Source organism: Cellulosimicrobium composti (assembly GCF_010287905.1).
Classification (GTDB): Bacteria; Actinomycetota; Actinomycetes; order Actinomycetales; family Cellulomonadaceae; genus Cellulosimicrobium; species Cellulosimicrobium composti.
Genome location: NZ_JAAFAN010000022.1, coordinates 1 through 20,580, shown reverse-complemented (window position 1 = coordinate 20,580; position 20,580 = coordinate 1). Strand labels below are relative to the sequence as shown.

At 75.4% G+C, this 20,580-nt stretch carries 14 protein-coding genes and 1 pseudogene; 10 read left to right on the top strand and 5 right to left on the bottom strand.

The window, feature by feature from the left end; all coding sequences use genetic code 11:
• Positions 1 to 255: 255 nt before the first annotated feature.
• Positions 256 to 1,062, top strand: a complete 807-nt coding sequence (locus GYH36_RS08370; RefSeq protein ID WP_162289617.1) for a TetR/AcrR family transcriptional regulator — start codon at positions 256 to 258, stop codon at positions 1,060 to 1,062.
• Positions 1,059 to 3,185 carry an acyl-CoA dehydrogenase family protein gene (locus GYH36_RS08365; protein ID WP_162289616.1) on the top strand — a complete coding sequence of 709 codons (2,127 nt, stop codon included), beginning with the start codon at positions 1,059 to 1,061 and terminating at the stop codon, positions 3,183 to 3,185. The genes GYH36_RS08370 and GYH36_RS08365 overlap by 4 nt, the downstream gene beginning before the upstream one ends.
• A gap of 237 nt (positions 3,186 to 3,422) precedes the next feature.
• Here GYH36_RS08365 and GYH36_RS20320 read toward each other — a convergent pair whose 3' ends face one another.
• Positions 3,423 to 4,226, bottom strand: a complete 804-nt coding sequence (locus tag GYH36_RS20320) for a DUF2599 domain-containing protein (RefSeq protein ID WP_203231698.1) — start codon at positions 4,224 to 4,226, stop codon at positions 3,423 to 3,425.
• Between the two features lie 502 nt (positions 4,227 to 4,728).
• On the bottom strand, positions 4,729 to 5,856 hold the full coding sequence (locus GYH36_RS08355; RefSeq protein WP_024841362.1) for an epoxide hydrolase family protein: 1,128 nt from the start codon (positions 5,854 to 5,856) through the stop codon (positions 4,729 to 4,731).
• A gap of 130 nt (positions 5,857 to 5,986) precedes the next feature.
• Here GYH36_RS08355 and GYH36_RS08350 point away from each other — a divergent pair, with 130 nt between their 5' ends.
• The 3 genes from GYH36_RS08350 (at position 5,987) to GYH36_RS08340 (ending at position 8,240) form a co-directional block, all read left to right on the top strand.
• On the top strand, positions 5,987 to 6,937 hold the full coding sequence (locus GYH36_RS08350) for a helix-turn-helix transcriptional regulator (RefSeq protein WP_162289615.1): 951 nt from the start codon (positions 5,987 to 5,989) through the stop codon (positions 6,935 to 6,937).
• A gap of 174 nt (positions 6,938 to 7,111) precedes the next feature.
• Positions 7,112 to 7,675 carry a GNAT family N-acetyltransferase gene (locus GYH36_RS08345; RefSeq protein ID WP_162289614.1) on the top strand — a complete coding sequence of 188 codons (564 nt, stop codon included), beginning with the start codon at positions 7,112 to 7,114 and terminating at the stop codon, positions 7,673 to 7,675.
• A gap of 121 nt (positions 7,676 to 7,796) precedes the next feature.
• Positions 7,797 to 8,240 carry a hypothetical protein gene (locus GYH36_RS08340; protein WP_162289613.1) on the top strand — a complete coding sequence of 148 codons (444 nt, stop codon included), beginning with the start codon at positions 7,797 to 7,799 and terminating at the stop codon, positions 8,238 to 8,240.
• 18 nt (positions 8,241 to 8,258) lie between these two features.
• Here GYH36_RS08340 and GYH36_RS20515 read toward each other — a convergent pair whose 3' ends face one another.
• Positions 8,259 to 8,378 (bottom strand): FitA-like ribbon-helix-helix domain-containing protein, encoded by a 120-nt coding sequence (locus tag GYH36_RS20515; RefSeq protein WP_512698706.1) that lies wholly within the window; start codon positions 8,376 to 8,378, stop codon positions 8,259 to 8,261.
• A 97-nt stretch (positions 8,379 to 8,475) separates the two neighbouring features.
• Here GYH36_RS20515 and hrpA point away from each other — a divergent pair, with 97 nt between their 5' ends.
• Entirely contained in the window at positions 8,476 to 13,338 is a 4,863-nt protein-coding gene (gene hrpA / locus GYH36_RS08335) for an ATP-dependent RNA helicase HrpA (protein WP_162289612.1), read from the top strand.
• A 76-nt stretch (positions 13,339 to 13,414) separates the two neighbouring features.
• Here hrpA and GYH36_RS08330 read toward each other — a convergent pair whose 3' ends face one another.
• Positions 13,415 to 14,290 (bottom strand): endo alpha-1,4 polygalactosaminidase, encoded by an 876-nt coding sequence (locus tag GYH36_RS08330; RefSeq protein ID WP_162289611.1) that lies wholly within the window; start codon positions 14,288 to 14,290, stop codon positions 13,415 to 13,417.
• 214 nt (positions 14,291 to 14,504) lie between these two features.
• Between GYH36_RS08330 and GYH36_RS08325 the strand changes: the two genes are divergently transcribed.
• From GYH36_RS08325 to GYH36_RS08315, 3 genes are all read left to right on the top strand, one after another.
• On the top strand, positions 14,505 to 15,713 hold the full coding sequence (locus GYH36_RS08325; protein WP_162289610.1) for a beta-ketoacyl-[acyl-carrier-protein] synthase family protein: 1,209 nt from the start codon (positions 14,505 to 14,507) through the stop codon (positions 15,711 to 15,713).
• A gap of 104 nt (positions 15,714 to 15,817) precedes the next feature.
• Complete coding sequence (locus tag GYH36_RS08320) at positions 15,818 to 16,330, top strand: O-acetyl-ADP-ribose deacetylase (protein ID WP_162289609.1); 513 nt, start codon at positions 15,818 to 15,820, stop codon at positions 16,328 to 16,330.
• A gap of 100 nt (positions 16,331 to 16,430) precedes the next feature.
• Positions 16,431 to 16,649 carry a PspC domain-containing protein gene (locus tag GYH36_RS08315; protein ID WP_024841370.1) on the top strand — a complete coding sequence of 73 codons (219 nt, stop codon included), beginning with the start codon at positions 16,431 to 16,433 and terminating at the stop codon, positions 16,647 to 16,649.
• A 49-nt stretch (positions 16,650 to 16,698) separates the two neighbouring features.
• Here GYH36_RS08315 and GYH36_RS08310 read toward each other — a convergent pair whose 3' ends face one another.
• Positions 16,699 to 19,713: an esterase-like activity of phytase family protein gene (locus tag GYH36_RS08310; RefSeq protein WP_162289608.1), complete on the bottom strand. Its 3,015-nt coding sequence runs from the start codon at positions 19,711 to 19,713 to the stop codon at positions 16,699 to 16,701.
• A 389-nt stretch (positions 19,714 to 20,102) separates the two neighbouring features.
• Between GYH36_RS08310 and GYH36_RS08305 the strand changes: the two are divergent.
• A pseudogene (locus GYH36_RS08305) lies at positions 20,103 to 20,580 on the top strand (hypothetical protein); the annotation flags it as partial.

Sequence of the window (20,580 nt, the reverse complement as noted above, 5' to 3'; positions counted from 1 at the left end):
ACTTCCTGTCCGTGCTCGCTGCGCTGCGTCGGTCCGGCCCGGCGGCTCGGCGCGAGGCGCGCGGAGACGAAGGGAGGGGGCCGGCTGGTGTCCAATACCAACAGTACCTGATACTCTCAGTTTCGTGAGTCGGGTCACAGGGCGTCGCCCTGCCCCGGCACGGTACCGACGCGGTACCGACGACATCGAGGTCGGGCGCAGACGGAGGACGACGTGAACGCAGGTGCCGACGCGCGACCGGTCACCCGAGGGCGGGTGCAACCGGGCGCAGCGGTGGACGGCCGGTCGACCCGCTGGGACGAGCACCGGGCGGCGCGCCGCGCCGAGCTCATCCGGGCAGCGAGCAAGGCCGTGCACCGGGGAGGCCCCGGGGTCTCCATGGACGAGATCGCGGCGGCGTCGGGGACGTCGAAGTCGATCATCTACCGCTACTTCGACGACAAGACGGGCCTGCAGGTCGCGCTGGGCGCCGCCGTCGTGGGCCAGATGCACGACGCGCTGACCCAGGCCGCGGAGGCGGCCGAGACACCGAAGCGCGCGCTGCGCGCCATGGTGGGCGTGTACCTCGAGATGATCGAGAGCTCGCCCAACGTCTACTACTTCGTCACGCGCACGAGCGCCGTGGCCGGGACGGAGGAGCCCGCCGCCCAGCTCGCCGCGAGCGGGCCCGCGACGAACGGCGCGGCTGCGAACCGGGCGCCCCTCGCCGCGTTCCTCGACTCGGTGATCGAGCTCGTCGCCGAGCCGTTCGCGCGCGTCACCGACGTCTCGGCCGCGGACGCCGCGGCATGGGCGGCGGGCGCGGTCGGCTTCGTGCGGGGCGCCGGGGAGTGGTGGCTCGCCCACCGCGACCGCCCCGACGTGCCCGACCGCGAGCAGCTCACCGAGCGCGTCGCCGCCTGGCTGTGGGCCGGGCCCGTCGGCGTCCTCTCCCACAGCCCGGCCGCCCGCACCCCCGACGACCGCCGCGCGCCGACCGGGGCGCGCCGCGACGCCGCCCGACCCGACCTCGACCGCCCGCTGCACCGGGCCGCCACCTCAGACCTCAAGGAGACCTCATGACCGCCACGTCCGATCGTCCCGCCCTCGCGCAGCGCTCGACGAGCGCCGGCGACGCGGCGTCGACGTCCGAGGCCCGCGTCGACGTCGAGTCCCTGTCGACGCTCCTCCTCGGCCGCTGGGCCGACCTGCGCGCGAGCGCCCGCGCGACCGCCGGCGAGGAGGCGTTCCAGCGCATCGAGGGGCTGAGCATGCGCGAGCACCGCGAGCGCGTGCTCGAGCAGATGCGCCTGCTCGTCGGCAAGGGCCAGGTGTGGCGGGCGTTCCCCGAGCACCTCGGCGGCGCGAACGACCCGGGCGGCAACCTCGCCGGGTTCGAGGAGCTCGTCGCCGCGGACCCGTCGCTGCAGATCAAGGCCGGCGTCCAGTGGGGGCTGTTCAGCGCGGCGATCCTGCACCTGGGCACCCCCGAGCAGCAGGACCGCCTCCTGCCCGGCGCCATGGACCTCTCGGTCCCCGGCGCGTTCGCCATGACGGAGATCGGGCACGGCTCCGACGTCGCGAGCATCGCGACGACCGCGACCTACGACCCGGAGACCGAGGAGTTCGTCATCCACACCCCGTTCCGCGGGGCGTGGAAGGACTACCTCGGCAACGCCGGTGTGCACGGCGTCGCCGCGGTCGTGTTCGCGCAGCTCATCACCAAGAACGTCAACCACGGCGTGCACGCGTTCTACGTGCCGATCCGTGACACGAACGGCGAGCGCGACGAGCTCGGCCGCCTGCCGTTCCTGCCCGGCGTCGGCGGCGAGGACGACGGCCAGAAGGGCGGGCTCAACGGCATCGACAACGGCCGCCTGCACTTCGACCACGTGCGGGTCCCGCGCACCGACCTGCTCGCCCGCTACGGCTCGGTCGCCCCCGACGGCACCTACTCGAGCCCGATCGAGAGCCCGGGCCGCCGCTTCTTCACGATGCTCGGCTCGCTCGTGCAGGGCCGCGTCTCGCTCGACGGCGCCGCCGTCACGGCCGCGAAGCTCGGCCTCGCGATCGCCGTCCGGTACGCCAACGAGCGCCGCCAGTTCACCGGGGCGACGCCGACGGAGGAGGTCGTCCTCCTCGACTACGGCACCCACAAGCGCCGCCTCATCGTCCCTGTCGCCGAGGCGTACGCCGCGCACTTCGCGCACGACCGCCTGCTCGACCTGTTCCACTCCGTGTTCTCCGGCGAGGAGGACACGCCCGAGCAGCGCGAGGACCTCGAGACGACGGCCGCCGCGCTCAAGGCGACGAGCACGCGGTTCGCGCTCGACGTGCTCCAGGAGACGCGCGAGGCGTGCGGCGGCGCGGGCTTCCTCACGACCAACCGCATCACGAGCCTGCGCGCGGACCTCGACGTGTACGCGACGTTCGAGGGCGACAACACGGTGCTGCTCCAGCTCGTCGCGAAGCGCCTCCTCGCCGACTACGGCAAGCAGTTCAAGGGCATCACGCCCGGCCAGATGGCGCGCGTCGTCGTCGAGCGCGCGGGCGACATGGCGCTGCACCGCACGCCGCTCAAGCGCGCCGCGCAGGCGCTCGCGGACGTCGGCGACCCGCGCCGTGCGGCCGGTCACCTGCGCGACCCCGAGACGCAGCGCGCGCTGCTCACCGACCGGGTCGAGACGATGGTCGCGGACGTCGCGCAGGCGCTGCGGCCCGCGCAGAAGGCGGACCCGGAGACGGCGACGAACCTGTTCAACGCGCACCAGGTCGAGCTCGTCGAGGCGGCCCGCGCGCACGCCGAGCTGCTGCGCTGGGAGGCGTTCACGCAGGCGCTCGAGACGGTCGAGGACGCGGGGACGCGCGAGGTGCTCACCACGCTGCGCGACCTGTTCGGCCTGAGTCTCGTGGAGCGCCACCTCGCGTGGTACCTGCTCAACGGGCGCCTGTCGGCGCAGCGCGCCCGGACCGTGACGAGCTACCTCGACCGGCTCGTGGACCGTCTGCGCCCGCACGCGCAGGACCTCGTCGACGCGTGGGGCTACGGCCCCGAGCACCTGCGGGCGACGATCGCGACGGGCATCGAGAAGGAGCGGCAGGACGAGGCGCGCGAGTACTACCGGCGCCTGCGCGCGAGCGGCGACGAGCCGCGCAGCGAGAAGTCCCTGCGCAAGGCCTCGAAGGGTGGCCCGCAGGCACGCTGACCGGTCCTGACCGGCGGGGGCGGCTGCCGCCCCCGCCCCGGAACGTCCTCGGCGCAGCAGGCGGAGCGGTACCGCCGCCGAGGTCAGGCCCGGGCGGCACGACGTCCACCAGCCGTCGTGCGGCCCGGGCCGTTGCCGTCCCGCCGACCACGGCGTTGCTCACCGTCGAACACGGGGTTGCTGTCGTTCTGGGCTCCCGAACGACAGCAACCTCGTGTTCGGCCGCTTGGGGTGTCGTCAGGTCGGGTTGCAGCGCGCGGCCATCGTGTCGAGCAGCCCGACGTCGGGCCGCCAGGGCTCGAGGTTCCACGTCGCCTTGCCCGGGGCGCCGACGGCGTGGCACACGAGCTGGTCGCGCATCGTCGGGGAGTCGGCCTCCGGCTCGGCGGCCACGACCTGCGCCCACACGAGCTCCCGGCCCGCCTGCCCGGCGGTCCGCGCCCACGCGGTCGGGTCGACGGCGAGCGACCGGCCGCCCTCGCGCTCACCCCAGCCGGTGCTCCGCAGGGCCTGCGTGCCCAGCGGCACGACGACGTCCCACGCCGATGGCGTCCCCGCCGTCGGCACGAGCGTCACCTCCGCGTGCCGCGCGTCGACGAGCGCGGTGCGCACGCTCGGCGTCGCCGACGGGTCGTCCTCCGGCCCGCCGTCGCCGTTCGCCCCGGCGTCCGCGCCGTCGTCGCGGTCCGTCCCGTCGCTCGCGTCGTCGTCGCGGTCCGTCACGTCGCCCGGGCCGTCGGTGCCGGACGCGACGGGCGCTCCCGTGCCGGGGCCGTCCGCGTGCGGAGCGATCACGCGCGGCGCGCCGAGGCCGCCGACGGGGGTGCCGGCGTCGTCCAGGACGGTGAGGGTGCCGTCGGCGTGACGGACCAGCGACCCGCCCTCGACCGAGATCCGGGCCGGGCCGTCGGCGAGGACGAGCGTGACGTCCGACGCGCCCTCGTCACCGGCCGTGACCGCCGCCGCCGGGCCGGACCCGCTCGGTGCGCCCGGGGGGAGCGGGGGCACGGCGACCTCGACGGTCGCCGGCCCCACCGGCACGACCACCGTCTCCGCGGCACCCTCGGACTCCTCCGCGGGGTCCTGCGCGCCGGACGCGTCGCCCGCGCCGGACGGGTCACCCGCGCCGGAGGTCCGGCCCGCGTCGGACGCCTCGTCCGAACGCGTCGTCGCGGGTGCGGGGGCGACCGGGGAGGCGTCGTCGCCCGGCGTGCACGCGACGAGGGCGAGCGGCAGCAGGACGCCGACGACGAGCCGGCGCCGCGCCGTCGCCGCGGACCGACGCCGCGTCGTCGCCCCCGGCCCCCCGGCGCGCGCCCCCCCCGCGGGCCCCGCGGGCCCCGGCGGGCATGGGCCCAGCAGGGGGGGGGGGGCCCCCGGCCCGGGGGGGGGGGGGGGCGGGGGGCGGGGGGGGGGGGGCGCCTCGCGGCCCCTTCGACAGCCCCCCCCCCCCCCCCCCCCCGGCCCTACTCGGGGGTTGGGGGCCCCACCGGGTCCCTCACGACCCCAACCCCGTGGTCGAGAGCGCGCGATGCCGTGCTCGTCAGGCGAAGAACACCCGCAGGTCGGCGACGACGTCCTCGGGGACCTCGAGCGCCGCGTAGTGGCCGCCGCGCGGGAACTCGGACCAGTGCTCGATCCGGGCGTTGTCCCGCTCGGCGAAGGCGCGCAGCGTCTGGAAGTCGTCCTTGAACACGGCCACGCCGATCCGCCCCTGGCTCACGACGGGCTCCGCGCCCGACCGCTGCTCGGCGTAGTGGTAGCGCGCCGCCGTCGCGTAGGAGTTGGTGAGCCAGTAGAGCGTCGCCTGCGCGAGCACCTGGTCGGCGCTCACGAGGCTCGTCCCGTTGCCGAAGCTCTCGAAGAGCTCGTGGTACGCGAGGACGGCGACCGGCGAGTCGGCGAGGCCCGCGGCCACGGTCTGCGGCCGGGACGCGTTCATCGTGTTGTACGCGCCGACGGACTGGAACCACTGCATGTGGCCGAGCGCCGCGTACTCCTTCTCCCCGAAGCCGTCCATCTCCCCCTCCGCGCCCGAGGGGAACGAGAAGAGCTGGAGCACGTGGGCGCCGAGGAAGCCCTCGGGGTCGAGGATCGCGAGCTCGCGGCCGACCATCGCGCCGCCGTCGCTGCCGTGGATGCCGTACGAGTCGTAGCCGAGGTCGCGCATGAGGGTGTCGTAGGCCCGGGCGACGCGCGCCATGGTCCAGTCCGTGTCACCGACGACGGGCGTCGAGAACCCGAAGCCCGGCATCGACGGGATGACGAGGTGGAACGCGTCCTCGGGGCGGCCGCCGTGCGCGACGGGGTCGACGAGCGGGTCGATCATGTCGAGGAAGTCGAGGATCGAGCCCGGGTAGGTGTGGGCGAGCAGCAGCGGCGTCGCGTCCTCGTGCTGCGACCGCACGTGCAGGTAGTGGATCGGCTGGCCGTCGATCTCGGTGCGGAACCCCGGGTACGCGTTCACGCGGTCCTCGACGGCGCGCCAGTCGAACGTCGTCCAGCGCCGGACCATGTCGCGCAGGTACGACTCGGGGGTGCCGTACTCCCAGGAGTCGCCGGGGGCGGCGGGCGCGAAGCGGGTCCGCTCGAGCCGCTCGCGCAGGTCGTCGAGGTCGGCCTGGGGGACGTCGACGGAGAACGGACGGTGCTCGAGGGTCGTCGTGCTCATGGTTCCTCCTTCGTCGTGCGGGGCGTCCTGCCCTGCTCTCGTGAACGACACTACGGAGGGTTCCGGCACGGTTCCTTCCTTTATTCTGAGCGGGTTCGACGAACTTCCGACCTCTTCTCCGGAGGTGCCCATGGCCTCGACGTCGGCCCGCATGCTCGCCCTGCTCGGCCTGCTGCAGTCGCGCCCCGACTGGTCCGGCGCCGAGCTCGCCGCACGGCTCGGCGTGAGCGACCGCACCGTGCGCAACGACGTCGCCCGGCTGCGCGAGCTGGGCTACCCCGTCGGCGCGGTGCGGGGACCGGGCGGCCGGTACCGGCTGGGAGCCGGCGCGCGCCTCCCCCCGCTCCTGCTCGACGACGCCGAGGCCGTGGCCGTCGCCGTCGGGCTGCGGGCCGCGACCGGCACCGCCGGCTTCGAGGAGTCCGGGGCGTCTGCGCTCGCCAAGCTCGAGCAGGTCATGCCCGACCGGCTGCGGCGCCGCGTCGCCGCGCTGCGGTCCGCGAGCGCCGCGGGCCCGGCGAACACCGACTCGAACGTCGAGGACCCGGTCGTCGACCCGGACACGCTCACCGCCCTGGCCGACGCCGTGCGCGACCACCAGGGCCTGCGCGCGTACTACCGCGACGAGCCGGTCGAGCTCGAGCCGTACCGCCTCGTCGCGTGGCAACGGCGCTGGTTCCTCGTCGCGCGCGAGCCCGCGACCGGCCGCTGGGCGCCGTACCGCGTCGACTGGCTCGTGCTGCGCGTGCCGGGCGGGCGACGGTTCACGCCCGTCGAGTTCCCGGGCGACATGACGGAGCTCGTCGTGCGCGAGGTCGCGCGCACCGGCTGGGCCGTGCACGCGCGCGTCGAGGTCGACGCCCCCGCCGAGGAGGTGCTGCGGCGCATCAACCCGACGGTCGGCACCGTCGAGCCGCTGCCGGACGGCCGCTGCCTCCTCGTCACCGGCGGCGACAGCGTCGAGGTCGTGGCGGTGTGGGTCGGCATGCTCGGCCTCGACTTCCACGTCACCGACCCGCCCGGCCTCGTGGACCACGTGCGGTTGCTGTCCGAGCGCTACGCGCGGGCCGTCCCGGGCTGAGGCCGGGCCCCTCTCCCGCCGAGCACGGGGTTGCTGTCGACGTCGCCGTCCTTCCGGCAGCGACCCCGTGCTCGACCGCGCGGAAGGTCGTTCTCGGCGGGGCCCGGTGCCGGGCCGGAGCGGTGCCCGACGGCGGTGCTCGCCCGCGTGGGTGGGCGCGCCTAGCGTGGTGGCGTGGACGTGGAGGTGCGCTCCGCCGTCGGGCGCTTCGACGACGTCGCGACCGTGGTCGGGCCGCGGCGGGCCGGCGTGCGCGCGTGCTGGTGCACGTCCTACCGGGACAGCCGCGTCGCCGTGGAGGACCGCCCGGCGTTCATGGCCGGCCTGTGCGAGACCGACCCCGGGCCGGGCGTGCTCGCGTACGTGGACGGCGAGGTCGCGGGCTGGTGCTCCGTCGCGCCGCGCAGCACGTACCGACGGCTCATGAACGCCCGGACGATCCCGTTCGTCGACGACCTCGACGCGTGGAGCGCGGTGTGCTTCGTCGTCCGGGCCGGGTACCGCCGCCGCGGGCTCATGCACGACCTCCTCGCGGGCGCCGTCGAGCACGCCGCCGCGCACGGTGCACCCGCGGTCGAGGGCTACCCCGTCGACGCGGGCGGTGGGCGCGTGGACGTGATCTCCGGCTACGTCGGCACCGTCGCGCTGTTCGAGCGCGCCGGGTTCGTCCGCGCCGCCCCGACGACGGGCGTCAGCGGCGGCGTGCCGCGCGTCGTCATGCGCCGCGCGCTCGCCTGACGACGCGACACCCGACCCCGGTGTCACGGGCGACCAGCGCACGCGCGACGGCGCGTCTCAGGTCGGTCACGATCGCCGTCGTCGCGAGGCCGGCGAGCCTCGGGTCCGTACGCTCGATGCCATGGGGAGGCAGGGCCGTGACCGGCGCCGTTCACGACGGCGCACCGTCGCCGGGGCGGTCGTCGCCGTGGGGGCGTGGCTCGCGACGACGGGGTGCGCCGCGCTCTGGACGGGTGACATCGAGGTCGACGAGGTCGCGACGTGGGGCCGGAGCGAGGGCGCCGGGAACGACGCCCTGCTCGAGGGCACGCTCACGGTCGAGGACGGGTGCGTCTACGTGACCGACGCGGACGGGGTCCGGTGGCTCCCGGTCTTCAGCGTCGACCGCGTGGCCTGGGACGGCACGACGCTCGTCACCGGGGCGGGCGCGTTCGCCGACGGCGACGCGTTCGGTGTCGGCGGCGGCGAGCTCGTGGGCTCGGTCCCCGCCGACTGGGAGCCGCCGGACGGCCTGCACGTCCCCGAGGGATGCGCGCCAGACGCCGTCTGGAACGGGACGCGCTGAACCGCGCCCCGCCGGGGCTCATCGTGCGGGGTCGACCCACGGGTCGACGACCGTCACGTGCACTGCGGCCCGCGCTCGAAGCCGTTCGCGCACGTCGTCGCCGAGCCCTCGGATCGTCAACGTCGCGGTCGCGACCACCTCCGCCAGCCAGGCTGGCAAGATGACAGCATCCCACCAGGCTCGGCGCCGCCCCCGAGACCAATGAAGTTGCGGCGGGTTGAGAGAATGGACCGTCGTGAGTACCGAGCCCGCAGCGAACCAGCCTGACGCGCGCCCTCCCCAGCGGGACGGCGCGCCCGAGGGCACCCCGCGCGAGGGCCGGCGCCGCGGGAACCGCCGCGGCCGCGGACGGGGCGACCGGACGGCGTCGGGCACCTCGGCGGGCGGCGCGTCGGCGCCGCGGCGCGGGCGGGGCGAGCGGGCGTCGTCGGGCGCGCGGCAGGTGAGCCGGGCGCAGCTCGAGCGGGCCGCGCAGGCGCGCGAGACCGTGACGGTCCCGCCCATCACCTACCCCGAGCAGCTCCCGGTCAGCGCCCGACGCGCGGACATCGCCGCCGCGATCCGCGACCACCAGGTCGTCATCGTCGCGGGCGAGACGGGCTCCGGGAAGACGACGCAGCTCCCCAAGATCGCGCTCGAGCTCGGCCGTGGCCGCACGGGTCAGGTCGGGCACACGCAGCCACGCCGGATCGCCGCGCGCACGGTCGCCGAGCGCATCGCGGAGGAGCTCGGCACGGAGCTGGGCGGCGTCGTCGGGTACCAGGTGCGGTTCACCGACACCTCCAGCGAGGACACGCTCGTCAAGGTCATGACGGACGGCATCCTGCTCGCGCAGATCCAGCGCGACCCGGAGCTGCTCGCGTACGACACGATCATCGTCGACGAGGCGCACGAGCGGTCCCTCAACATCGACTTCCTGCTCGGCTACCTCGCGCGGCTCCTGCCGCGCCGCCCCGACCTCAAGCTGATCATCACGTCGGCGACGATCGACTCCGAGCGCTTCGCGCAGCACTTCTCCCCCGCGCACCTCGCCCAGCTCGGCGGCGCACCGGACTACGTGGTCGACGCGCTGCCCGACGCCGCGCCCGTCGTCGAGGTGTCCGGCCGCACCTACCCGGTCGAGATCCGGTACCGGCCGCTGTCCCCGGACGTCGATCCCGGGTCCGGGAAGGCGAAGGGGCGCGCAGGCGCCGAGGAGAAGGACCTCGTCACCGGCATCGTCGACGCGTGCGACGAGCTCATGCGCGAGGGACCGGGCGACATCCTCGTGTTCCTCTCGGGCGAGCGCGAGATCCACGATGCCGCCGACGCGCTCACGGGTCACCTCAAGGACCGCGTCACCGACCCGAAGCACCCGCAACGCGTCGAGATCCTGCCGCTGTACGCGCGGCTGTCGTCGGCCGAGCAGCACCGCGTCTTCCAGGCGCACTCCTCGCGGCGCATCGTGCTCGCGACGAACGTCGCCGAGACGTCGCTCACCGTGCCGGGCATCCACTACGTCGTCGACCCCGGCACGGCCCGCATCTCGCGCTACTCCAAGGCGACGAAGGTCCAGCGCCTGCCCATCGAACCCGTCTCGCAGGCGAGCGCGAACCAGCGCTCCGGCCGCTCCGGCCGCGTCGCCGACGGCATCGCGGTGCGCCTCTACTCCGAGGACGACTTCCTCTCCCGGCCCGAGTTCACCGAGCCGGAGATCCTGCGCACCTCCCTCGCGTCCGTGCTGCTCCAGATGATCTCCGTCGGCGTCGTCGAGACCCCCGACGAGGTCGCGCGCTTCCCGTTCGTCGAGCCCCCGGACACGCGCGCCGTGCGCGACGGCGTCCAGCTCCTCACCGAGCTCGGCGCCCTGGCGACGTCCGACGGCGTCACGCGCCTCACCGAGGTCGGGCGCGTCCTCGCGCAGCTCCCCATGGACCCGCGCCTCGCCCGCATGATCTGGGAGGGCTCGAGGCTCGGCGTCGCGCGCGAGGTCGCGATCATCGCCGCCGTCATGTCGATCCAGGACCCGCGCGAGCGCCCCGCCGAGGTCCGCGCGCAGGCCGACCAGGCGCACGCGCGCTTCACCGACCCGCACTCCGACTTCCTCACCTACCTCAACGTGTGGGAGTACGTCCGCGAGCAGCAGCACGAGCTCTCGTCGTCGGCGTTCCGCCGCCTGTGCAAGGCCGAGTACCTCAACTTCCTGCGCATCCGCGAGTGGCAGGACGTCGTCGCCCAGCTCCGCGAGATGTCCAAGCCCCTCGGCATCGACATGTCGTACAAGCCGCGCACCCGCGGCGTGGCCGGTGACGACGCGCGGCGAGGTCCAGGACGAGCGGCGGCTGCGCCCGAGGATGCGAAGGGCGTGGCGGGCCTGGCGGGAGCGACGCGAGGAACGAGCGGCGCGGATGGTAGCCCGAGCACCTCGGGCGCAGCCGCCGCGGACCCGACCACCGCCCCCGACAGCCAGGCCTACAAGCGCGCCTGGGACGGGGACACGATCCACAAGGCGCTCCTGTCCGGCCTGCTGTCGCAGATCGGGATGCAGGACACGGGCGAGGTCAAGGCGTCGTCGGTCGCGCACCTCAAGGGCGAGGCCCGCGCCAAGGCGCTGCGGCGCGCGCAGAAGCAGGCCCGCAACGAGTACACCGGTGCACGCGGCGCGCGGTTCGCGATCTTCCCCGGCTCGCCGCTCAGCAAGAAGCCGCCGGCGTGGATCATGGCGGGCGAGCTCGTCGAGACGTCGCGGCTGTGGGCACGGGACGTCGCGCGCATCCAGCCCGAGTGGGCCGAGGACCTCGCGGGCGACCTCGCGCGGCGCACGTACTCCGAGCCGCACTGGTCGACGAAGCGCGGCGCGGCGATCGCGACGGAGAAGGTGCTGCTGTACGGCGTGCCGATCGTCGCCGACCGCAAGGTGCTGTACGCGAAGGTCGACCCCGAGGCCGCGCGCGAGATGTTCGTGCGGCACGCGCTCGTGCAGGGCGAGTGGACCACGCACCACCGGTTCTTCCACGAGAACCGCCGCCTCCTCGAGGAGGCGGAGGAGCTCGAGGCGCGCTCGCGCCAGCGCGGGCTCGTCGTTGACGACGACGTGCTGTTCGACTTCTACGACGAGCGCGTGCCCGACGACGTCGTGTCCGCCGCGCACTTCGACCGGTGGTGGAAGACGGCACGGCGCCGCGACCCCGACCTGCTCACGTTCACGCTCGAGCAGCTCGTGCCCGACGCCGAGCAGATCGACACGTCGCAGTTCCCCGAGACCTGGCCGCAGGGCGAGCTCACGCTCCCGCTCACCTACCAGTTCCAGCCCGGGACCGAGGCGGACGGCGTCACCGTGCACGTGCCGATCTCCGTGCTCAACCGCGTCGTCCCCGACGGGTTCGACTGGATGGTGCCCGGCCTGCTCGACGAGCTCGCGACCGCGACGATCCGCTCCCTGCCCAAGCCGGTCCGCGTCCAGCTCGTGCCCGCCCCCGACGTCGCGCGCGACGTCGTCGCCTGGCTGCGCGAGCACACGCCCGCCTGGGAGGACATGGCCCGCGCGGGCGACATGGCCGAGCCGTTCCACGTCGCGTTCACGCGCGCCGTCCGGGCGCTGCGCGACGTCGTCATCCCCGACGACGCGTGGGGCCCCGAGCAGGAGGCGCGCCTGCCCGCGCACCTGCGCATGACGTTCCGCGTCGAGGACCCCCGCGGCCGCGGCGGGTCCGTCGTGCTCGACGAGTCGAAGGACCTCCTCGCCCTCCAGCGCCGCCTCGCCGCCCAGAACCAGGCCGCGGTCCGCGCCGCCGTGAAGGGCGCGGTCGGCGCCGCGCTGCGTGAGGCGGAGTCTCGGTCCGGGGAAGGGGCGGCCGCCGGTGCTCGGACTCCATCCGCGCCGCTCGTTCCTCACGGCGCTCCCGCCAGCCCCGCCACGTCCTTCGCATCCGACGGCCGCCCCTCCCCCTCGGCGTCCGGCTCGCCGACACGTCGCGGCCAGGGCACGGCGTCCGACGGCGCAGGGTCACCCACGGCGGCCGGCTCACCAGGGCGCGGTGCAGGACGAGCGGGCGCTGCGTCGTCGGATGCGCAGGGCGTCGAGGCCGCGCGCGGCCACGGACGGTCGACGGCGCGAGGCGACGGCGCGGCCAGCCCGAGCACCGACGGCGCACCGCCCGCGGACCCGACCACGGGCGCCCTGGTGGCCGAGCAGACCGGCCTGACGACGTGGCCCGACGTGCCCGGGGGCGCGATCCCGGCGACGGTGTCGACCGACCTCGGAGGTGGGGTCGTGGTGCGGGGGTTCCCGGCGGTCGTCGAGGAGCAGGACGCGATGGGCAAGCCGAGCGTCGCGCTGCGCGTGCTGGCCGACGCGACCGCGCAGGCGCGCGAGCACGCCCGGGGCGTGCGGCGTCTGCTGCTGTCGGAGACGGCGCTCCAGACGGGGCGGATCACGAGCCGGTGGAACGGGACGCAGTCGCTGACGCTCGCGGCGAGCCCGTACCGGAACACGGACGCGCTGGTCGCGGACCTCCAGCTCGCCGCTGTGATCGCACTGACGAGCGGTGGGAGCGGACCGTACGGGAATCAGCCCGACGCGGCGGCGATCCGCGACGCCGAGAGGTACGCGGCGGCGCGGGAGTTCGTCCGGTCGCACCTGGAGGACCAGGTGCACCAGGTCGTCGGGCACGTGGTCGCGGCGCTCACGGCGTCGCGGAACCTCGACGCGGAGATCCGCGCGTCGAACAGCCTCGCGCTGCTCAACACGCTCACCGACCTGCGTGAGCAGGCCGCGGGCCTCATCCACGACGGCTTCGTGTCCCAGACCCCGCCCCGACGCCTGCCGCACCTCACGCGCTACCTGCGGGCGGCGTCGTACCGGCTGGAGAAGGCGCAGACGAACCCGAACCGCGACGCCGAGCTCGCGTGGCGCGTGCACGACGTCGAGGAGGCGTACCAGCGCGCCCGCGCCGCCTACGCCCAGGGCCCGGCCGACCCCCTCCGCGCGGCCGACCTGGCCGAGGTCCGGTGGCTGCTCGAGGAGCTGCGCGTGTCGCTGTTCGCGCAGCAGCTCGGCACCGACGGCCCGGTGAGCGAGAAGCGCATCCGCAAGCTGCTCACGCCCGACGGCTGGTGACGCACGCCCCGACGGCTGGTGTCACGGGCGTCCGGTCGCGCGCGACCGTCGAGGCCGGCCCGGCGCGGGGTCGCCGTCAACAGGTCTCGTAGAGATAGCCCGGCTCGTCGGGGGCGACGAGGTCGCGGTCGCGCAGGACGACGAGCGGGGCGCGGGCGTCGCGGGCGCAGACGTCGTCGAAGGTCAGGCCCGCGTCGGCGAGCGCGTCGGGGTACTCGACCTGGAGCACGTGGTCGCCGTAGACCGCGGTGTACGCGGCGCACTCGTCGAACACGGCGCACTCCTCGGTGACGGCGAGGTCGAACCCGAGGTCGCGCGCGGCGAGGGGCGCGACCTCCGCGGCGTTCTTCTGCGCGACGGCGAGCCCGGCGTCGTGCGCGAGGTCGACGTACGCGCGCGCGAGCGCGTGCGCGCCGTCCTCGTCGATCGCGTCGAACCGGGTCCACGTGTCGAGGTTGTCGATCTCGACGGCGTCGAACCCGTCCTCGGCGCAACCGCTCACGACGGGACCGAGGATCGCGAGGATGCCCTCGCGCTGCTCTGCGGTCGACGGGTCGAGCACGTGCTCGTCAGGCCAGTCGGGGTCGACGACGGGCGTCCCGTCGGCGTCGTGCAGCAGGAGGTCCTCGTGGCCGCGCCACCGGTCGGCGTCGCCGGGCTGGGTCTGGAACCCGTTGACGTAGCAGACCGAGTACGCGCCGGGCAGGGGCTCGGCGGTCGCGTCCCGGACGACGACGTCGGGCGTCACGGGCCCGGATCCGGGGTCGACCTCGTCGTACGCGCCGCCGAGCTGGTAGTCGAGCACGCCCTCGGTCGGAGGCAGTTGCGGCGTCGCCCCGGGCGACGCGGCGGCGGAGGACGGGTCCGCGGGCGCGGCGGCGCCCGCCGCGCACCCGGCGAGCGTCAGCGCCGCGACCGTCAGCGCGCCCCAGGTCCGCTCAGCCCGTCCCATCCGTCTCCCCCTCGTGTCGGTCCGTGCGGCGACCGTACGCGGTCCTGGGCGGCGCAGTCGTCGGACGACCGGACTCGCCCTTTACTGCCAGGGTGTGACAGCGTGCGCACTGTCACACTGTCGGACAAGACAAACCTCGTACGGATGTCTTGAAATGGGACCCATCAACCACATCCGTCGTCCGACGAGACGACGCCCGAGGTAGGGGGACACCATGACGCGAGCCGTCGTCACCGGCTACGGGGCGGTGACCCCTGTCGGACTCACCGCCCCGGACACGTGGGACGCGCTGCTGCGCGGCGAGTCCGGGGTACGGACGATCAAGGACGACTGGGCGGCCGACCTGCCCGTCCGCATCGCGGCGCGCGTCGACGACGCCTTCTCCGAGGGGCTCGCCGTGCGCGAGGTGCGCCGCACGGACCGTGCGGAGCAGCTCGCGCTCGTCGCGGGCCGCGAGGCGTGGGCCTCGGCGGGCTCGCCCGACGTCGACCCGACGCGTCTCGCCGTCGTGGTGGGCTCGGCGAACGGCGGCATCGCGACGACGCTCGACCAGTCGCGCGTGCTCGACGAGCAGGGGCCGCGGCGCGTCTCCCCGCACACGGTCACGATGCTCATGGCCAACGGGCCGGCCGCGTGGCTGTCGATCGACCTCGGCGCGAAGGCGGGCGCGCGCGCCCCGATCAGCGCGTGCGCCGCGGGCTCGGAGGCGATCGCGATGGGTCGCGAGATGATCCTGGCCGGCACGGCGGACGTGGTGGTGTGCGGCGGCGTCGAGGCGGGCGTCCGCGCGTTCTCCCTCGCCGCGTTCGCCGCGGCACGCGCGATGTCGACGCGCAACGACCAGCCCGAGCGTGCGTCGCGCCCGTTCGACGTGCACCGCGACGGGTTCGTCATGGGCGAGGGCTCGGCGCTCCTCGTGCTCGAGAGCGAGGAGCACGCCCGGGCGCGCGGCGCGGTCGTGCACGGCGTCGTCTCCGGGGCCGCGCTGACGTCGGACGCGTTCGACATCGTCGGCGGCGACCCGGAGAACCAGGCCCGCACGATCGGGCTCGCGCTGCGCTCGGCGGGACTGTCCCCCGCCGACGTGGGGCTCGTCCACGCGCACGCGACGTCGACGCCCGTCGGCGACGTCAACGAGGCGGACGCGCTGCGCGCCGCGCTCGCCATCCCGCCCCCCGTGACGAGCACCAAGGGCGCGACGGGCCACCTGCTCGGCGCGTCCGGGTCGCTCGGCGTGCTCGTCGCGCTGCTCGCCGTGCGCGACGGCCGCGTCCCGCCGACGCTCAACCTCGACTCCCTCGACCCGGCCGTCGACCTCGACGTCGTCCGGGGCGCCGCGCAGCCGACCGCGGCTCGGCACGCGCTGGTCAACGCGTTCGGGTTCGGCGGCCACAGCGCGAGCATCGTCGTCTCGCGCGACTGACCCCTCCTCCGCCGAGAACGAGGTTGCTGTCGTTCTCGGCGTCAGAACGTCAGCAAGCCCGTTCTCGGCGGCGAGCAACCCCGTGCTCGCGTGACGATGGGGGCATGGACCTCGACGCACGCCTCGCCGACATCACGACGCTCCGCGTCGACGCGATCGTCAACGCCGCGAACTCCGCCCTCCTCGGGGGCGGGGGCGTGGACGGGGCGATCCACGCCGCGGCCGGGCCGCGGCTGCTGGAGGAGTGCCGCGAGCTCCGGCGCACGACCCTCCCCGACGGCCTGCCCGTGGGCGACGCCGTCGCGACCGGCGCGTACGACCTCCCGGCCCGCTGGGTGGTCCACACCGTCGGCCCGAACCGCCACCGCGGCCAGACCGACCCCGCGCTCCTCGCGTCCTGCTTCACGCGCTCGCTCGACGTCGCCGCCGGCCTCGGCGCCCTGACCGTCGCCTTCCCGGCGATCAGCGCGGGCGTCTACGGCTGGGACGTGGACGACGTCGCGCGCGTCGCCGTCGAGGCGGTCCGCACCTCGACGGCGACCGGTCCGACCTCCGTGACGTTCGCCCTCGCGTCCCCGCGCGCGCTCGCCGCGTTCGAGGCCGCGCTCGCCCGCTGAGGCGGGGACCCGGCGGCTCAGGGTGGTGGGCCGCAGGATCAGGGTCGGTTCGGGGGACCACCCGATACCGCTGCGACGTACCCGCTCCTACCGTCGAGGTATGAGCACCTCAGACGCCTCCGCAGCCTCCTTCCGGCCGACCCTGTCCCGGCCCCGTCACGGCCGGATGATCGCCGGCGTGTGCGCCGGGATCGCCCGCCGCTTCGGCTGGGACCCGACCGTCGTGCGCGTCGTCGCCGCGGTCTCGATCCTGCTCCCCGGCCCCCAGGTCATCGCCTACCTCGTCCTGTGGGCCCTCATGCCGAACGACCGCGACTGACCCGCCCGGGCGACCGCCCGCGCGCCCCGCGAGGCCGAGGACCGCGGACCTACCTCGACGCGCGCATCCGCCGCCGCGCGACGACGATCGTCACGCCGCCGGCGACGAGCACGACCGCGAGGCCGACGAACGCGCCGACGTGCGTGCCGGTCGTGGCGAGTCCGCCCGGTCGACCGGGCGCCGCGCCGTCGGGCCCGGGCACCGCGCCGTCCGGGGCGAGGACCTCGAGCTCGGTCCACAGCACGCGGCCGTCCACCTGGCCGACGAGCGCGAACCGGTGCTCGCCCACCGCGACGTCGGCGGGGACGGTCACGGTCGCGGTGAGCACGCCGGACGCGTCGGCGCGGTGCGTGCCGAGGTCGGCCGGGGTCGAGAACAGCGTCGCCGTCACCCACTCGCCGGGGGCGAAGCCCTCGGCCGTCGCGGTGACCCGCTCGCCCGCGCGGACGCGTGCCGGGGTGAGCGTGACGCCGCCGTGGTTCGCGTCGGTGAGGTCGTCGGCGCCGACCGTGTGCCGCGGGGTCGAGGGCGGCTGCTCGCCCGCGCCGGGCGTCTCGCCGGGCTCGCCGGGGCCGCCCGGGCTGTCGCCGTCGAGGTGGCCGTCGAACACGTCGGACGCCGCCCCGAGGCTCAGGAGCACGGTCTCGCCCGTGGCGTCGTCGAGGCCGTCGTTGTCGGTGATCGCCCACACGGTGCCGTCGCCGCCCACAGTCAGGCCCTCGAGCTTCTCCTGCGTCCAGCCATGCGTCGCCCGCAGGTCGGGCAGGACGTCGTGCGCGAGCGTCTTGGTGACCGCGACCGGGGTCACGGACGCGGCCCCGACGGCGACGTCGGGCACGTCGACGGCGTAGACGCGCTTCACCGCGGCGGCGGGGCCGTTGAGCTTGTCGCGCTCGACGACGGCGAGCGTGTCGTGGTCGACGACGGTCACCTCGCTGAGGCCCATCCAGTCACCGTCGGTCGTGGTGCGCTCGAGCGGGTAGGCGAACCAGTCCCACGTGCGCGTGGCGACGTCGTAGCGGCCGAGCCGCGCGGTGCCCGCCGTGCCGCCATCGTCCGTGGTCAGGCCGCGCTGGAGCGCGACCCACACCTGCTCGCCCGCGGCATCGCGCGCCGTCGAGACGGCCGGTACGACCGCGACGCCCTCGATGCCGTGCTTGCCGAGGCCCGCGGCGACGTCCTCGGGCAGGGCGACGGACTCGACGACGGCGCCCGCGGCGTCGACGCGCACGACCGCGTTGTCCGCGCCCTTCGCGCCCTCGACGCCGAGCCAGAAGCCGCCCTCCGGTCGCGCGGCGACGCCCTCGACGTCGAGGCCCACGGGGGCGCCGTCGCGCGTGAGGGTGACGGACCTGTCGATGACGGCCGGGGAACCCGCGCCGTAGCCGCTCACGTCGAGCGACAGGAGCTGCGACGTGGCGTACGCCGCGTCGGTCGCCGTCCACAGGCGCTGGGGATCCGCCGGGTCGGCGCTCAGCGCGCCGAGCGCGCCCCACCCGATCGGGGCGCCGGCCTGGGGGCCCTCGGTCGCGTCCGCGGAGACGACGCTCGGGAACCGGGGCGACCCCGCGCCGTCGGCCCACCGCTCGCCGCGCCCGAACACGGTGACGGCGGAGCGCACGCCCGCCGCGGCGTCGTCCTCCTCGCTGGAGACGACGAGCAGGTCGCGCTCCGGCACGACGAGCAGACCCTCCGGGCCGTTGGTCGTCGCGAGCACCTGGACGAACCGCGGGGCGGTCACGTCGGTCACGTCGTACACCGCGACGAAGTTCGAGCGCTCCGAGCCGACGAACGCGTAGCGCGTCCCGCCGAGCGTCGCGACGGCCAGGCCCTCGGGCTCGACACCCTTCTTGCCCGCGCGGTCCTCGGTGTGCAGGCCCACGCGCACGGCGAGGCGCTCGAGCTCGGCACCCGCGTCCCACACGACCTCGCCCGACGCGGCGTCGAACACCGACCAGCCGCGCGTGCCGCCCTTCCAGTCGCCCTCGTTCGCGGTCGCGACGTGCGCGTCGTCGAGCCAGGCGATCGCGTCCGGCTCGCGCGGCGTCGCGGGGATGGAGCCGGACTGGTCGATCACGCCGTCCTTCGCCACGTCGATCCCGGAGACGGCGACCGAGCCCGCGGAGAAGACGGTCTCGACCTCGCCCGACGCGATGTCGACGACGGCGACGCCGTTGTTCTCCTGGAGCGTCACCGCGACCTTCGTGCCCGCGGGGTTGATCGCGACGTACTCGGGCTCCGGGTCCTGCGGGGTGTCGAGACCGGCGGCCTCGACGACCGGGAGCGGCGAGCCGGCGTCGTCGAGGAACGGGACGGCGCGGGTCGACCAGGCGGTCGGGTCGTCGCCCGGCAGGTCGAGGACCTGCAGGAACCCGCCCGGGAGCTGGGGGAGGTCGCCCTCGTCGCCACCCGTGGGCGTCGCGTCCTCGTCGCGCTGGTTCTCGATCGCGACGACGGCGTGCGCGCCGTCGGGCGTGACGGCGATCGAGTCGGGCTGGCCGCCGAGGTCGAGCGACCGCACGCGCTCGCGCGTCGCGAGGTCGACGACGTCGAGGCGGCCGCTCGGCGCGGTGAGGCTCACCGACGTGTCCACGACGACGAGCACGTGGCTGCCGACGACCGCGACCGACGTCGGCTCGTCGTGGCCGGACCCGAGCTCGGCGAGGCTCAGCGTGCCGAGGCCGCGCGGCGCGCTCGGGTCGGTGATGTCGAGGAAGCCGATGCGGCGCGCGAGGGCGTCGGTGTGGACGACGGTCCGCCCGTCCTCGCTCACCGCGGAGATCTCGGCGACCGTCTCGGCGGCGGGGTCCTCGCCGTCGGGGCGGTTGTGGAACACGGGGTACGTCGCGAGACGGTGGAACGTCTCGTCCGGTGCCGGGGCGGTCAGGACGACCGGCGCGGGCGCCGCGGGCGCCGTGGGCGCGGCTCCTGCGGGCGGCGGGACGGCCGCGGCGACGGGCAGGCCCAGGGCGAGCGTCGCGCCGGCGACGAGCGCGACGGGACGCGTGCGGCGGGCGGGGCGCTCCGGCGCGCTCCCCCGGGTCCGCTCGGGGATCGATGACATGGCTCTCCTTCGACAGGGTCGAGCAGAGGGTCGTGCGGCGCGGTGGCGGCGGGTCGACGTCCTCCCGGCCGTCGCGTGACGGGCGGGTGAACTCTCGGAGCTCGTGGCACCGTCACGGCCTGCCGATTGCCCCGGGCGACGGCTCGGCGCGCGGAGTACTTGATACTTCGGCCCCGTGACCGAATTGTGACGACGGAATTACCTAGTACTCGGTGTCCTGGACGCCGCGACGGTTGCTAGCGTCGACGGAGATTTACCTGCTACTCCACGTCCCACCAACGATGGCGGGCGCGGCCCGGCGCAGCGCCGGGCAGGTGAACGCCTCTTCTCCCGATCTCCCCTCGTGCCGAACGTCCCGCGACGACGCGGGGCGTGAGGAAGGACGACAGATGACGCAGCACGCCTCACCCCGACCCTCCCGCACGCACACGGTCCTCACGTCCGTCGCGCTCGCCGTGCTCGCCCTCGCGGTCGCCGGCCTCGTCGCGTTCCTGCTCGTGTACAACGGCAAGGTCGCCGACGGCGCGACCCGCCTCGACGACGGCGCGACGCAGCTCTCCGACGGCGCCGCGACCCTCGCCGACGGCACCGCCGAGGCGCAGGCCGGGGCGCAGCGCCTCGCCGACGGCGCCGGCGACCTGGAGGGGGGGGCGGGCGACCTGGTCGCCGGGGGGCTTATGGGGTCGGTCGGCGGGGCACAGCTCGCGACGGGCGGGGCCACCGCGCTCGACGGGGCGACCGAGCTCGCCGCCGGCGCGGACGAGCTCAACGCGGGAGCGGCCCGGCTCGCCGCCGTCACGGGCGACGCCGCGAGCGGAGCCGCCCGCCTCGCCGCGGGCAGCCGCGACCTCGACGACGGCGCCGCCC

Bases quoted from the DNA above. Each gene is read 5' to 3' on its own strand.
- GYH36_RS08365 (WP_162289616.1), top strand. From the start codon at position 1,059: ATGACCGCCACGTCCGATCGTCCCGCCCTCGCGCAGCGCTCGACGAGC.
- GYH36_RS08355 (WP_024841362.1), bottom strand. From the start codon at position 5,856: ATGAGCACGACGACCCTCGAGCACCGTCCGTTCTCCGTCGACGTCCCC.
- GYH36_RS08350 (WP_162289615.1), top strand. From the start codon at position 5,987: ATGGCCTCGACGTCGGCCCGCATGCTCGCCCTGCTCGGCCTGCTGCAG.
- GYH36_RS08340 (WP_162289613.1), top strand. From the start codon at position 7,797: ATGGGGAGGCAGGGCCGTGACCGGCGCCGTTCACGACGGCGCACCGTC.
- GYH36_RS08330 (WP_162289611.1), bottom strand. From the start codon at position 14,290: ATGGGACGGGCTGAGCGGACCTGGGGCGCGCTGACGGTCGCGGCGCTG.
- GYH36_RS08325 (WP_162289610.1), top strand. From the start codon at position 14,505: ATGACGCGAGCCGTCGTCACCGGCTACGGGGCGGTGACCCCTGTCGGA.
- GYH36_RS08320 (WP_162289609.1), top strand. From the start codon at position 15,818: ATGGACCTCGACGCACGCCTCGCCGACATCACGACGCTCCGCGTCGAC.
- GYH36_RS08315 (WP_024841370.1), top strand. From the start codon at position 16,431: ATGAGCACCTCAGACGCCTCCGCAGCCTCCTTCCGGCCGACCCTGTCC.
- GYH36_RS08310 (WP_162289608.1), bottom strand. From the start codon at position 19,713: ATGTCATCGATCCCCGAGCGGACCCGGGGGAGCGCGCCGGAGCGCCCC.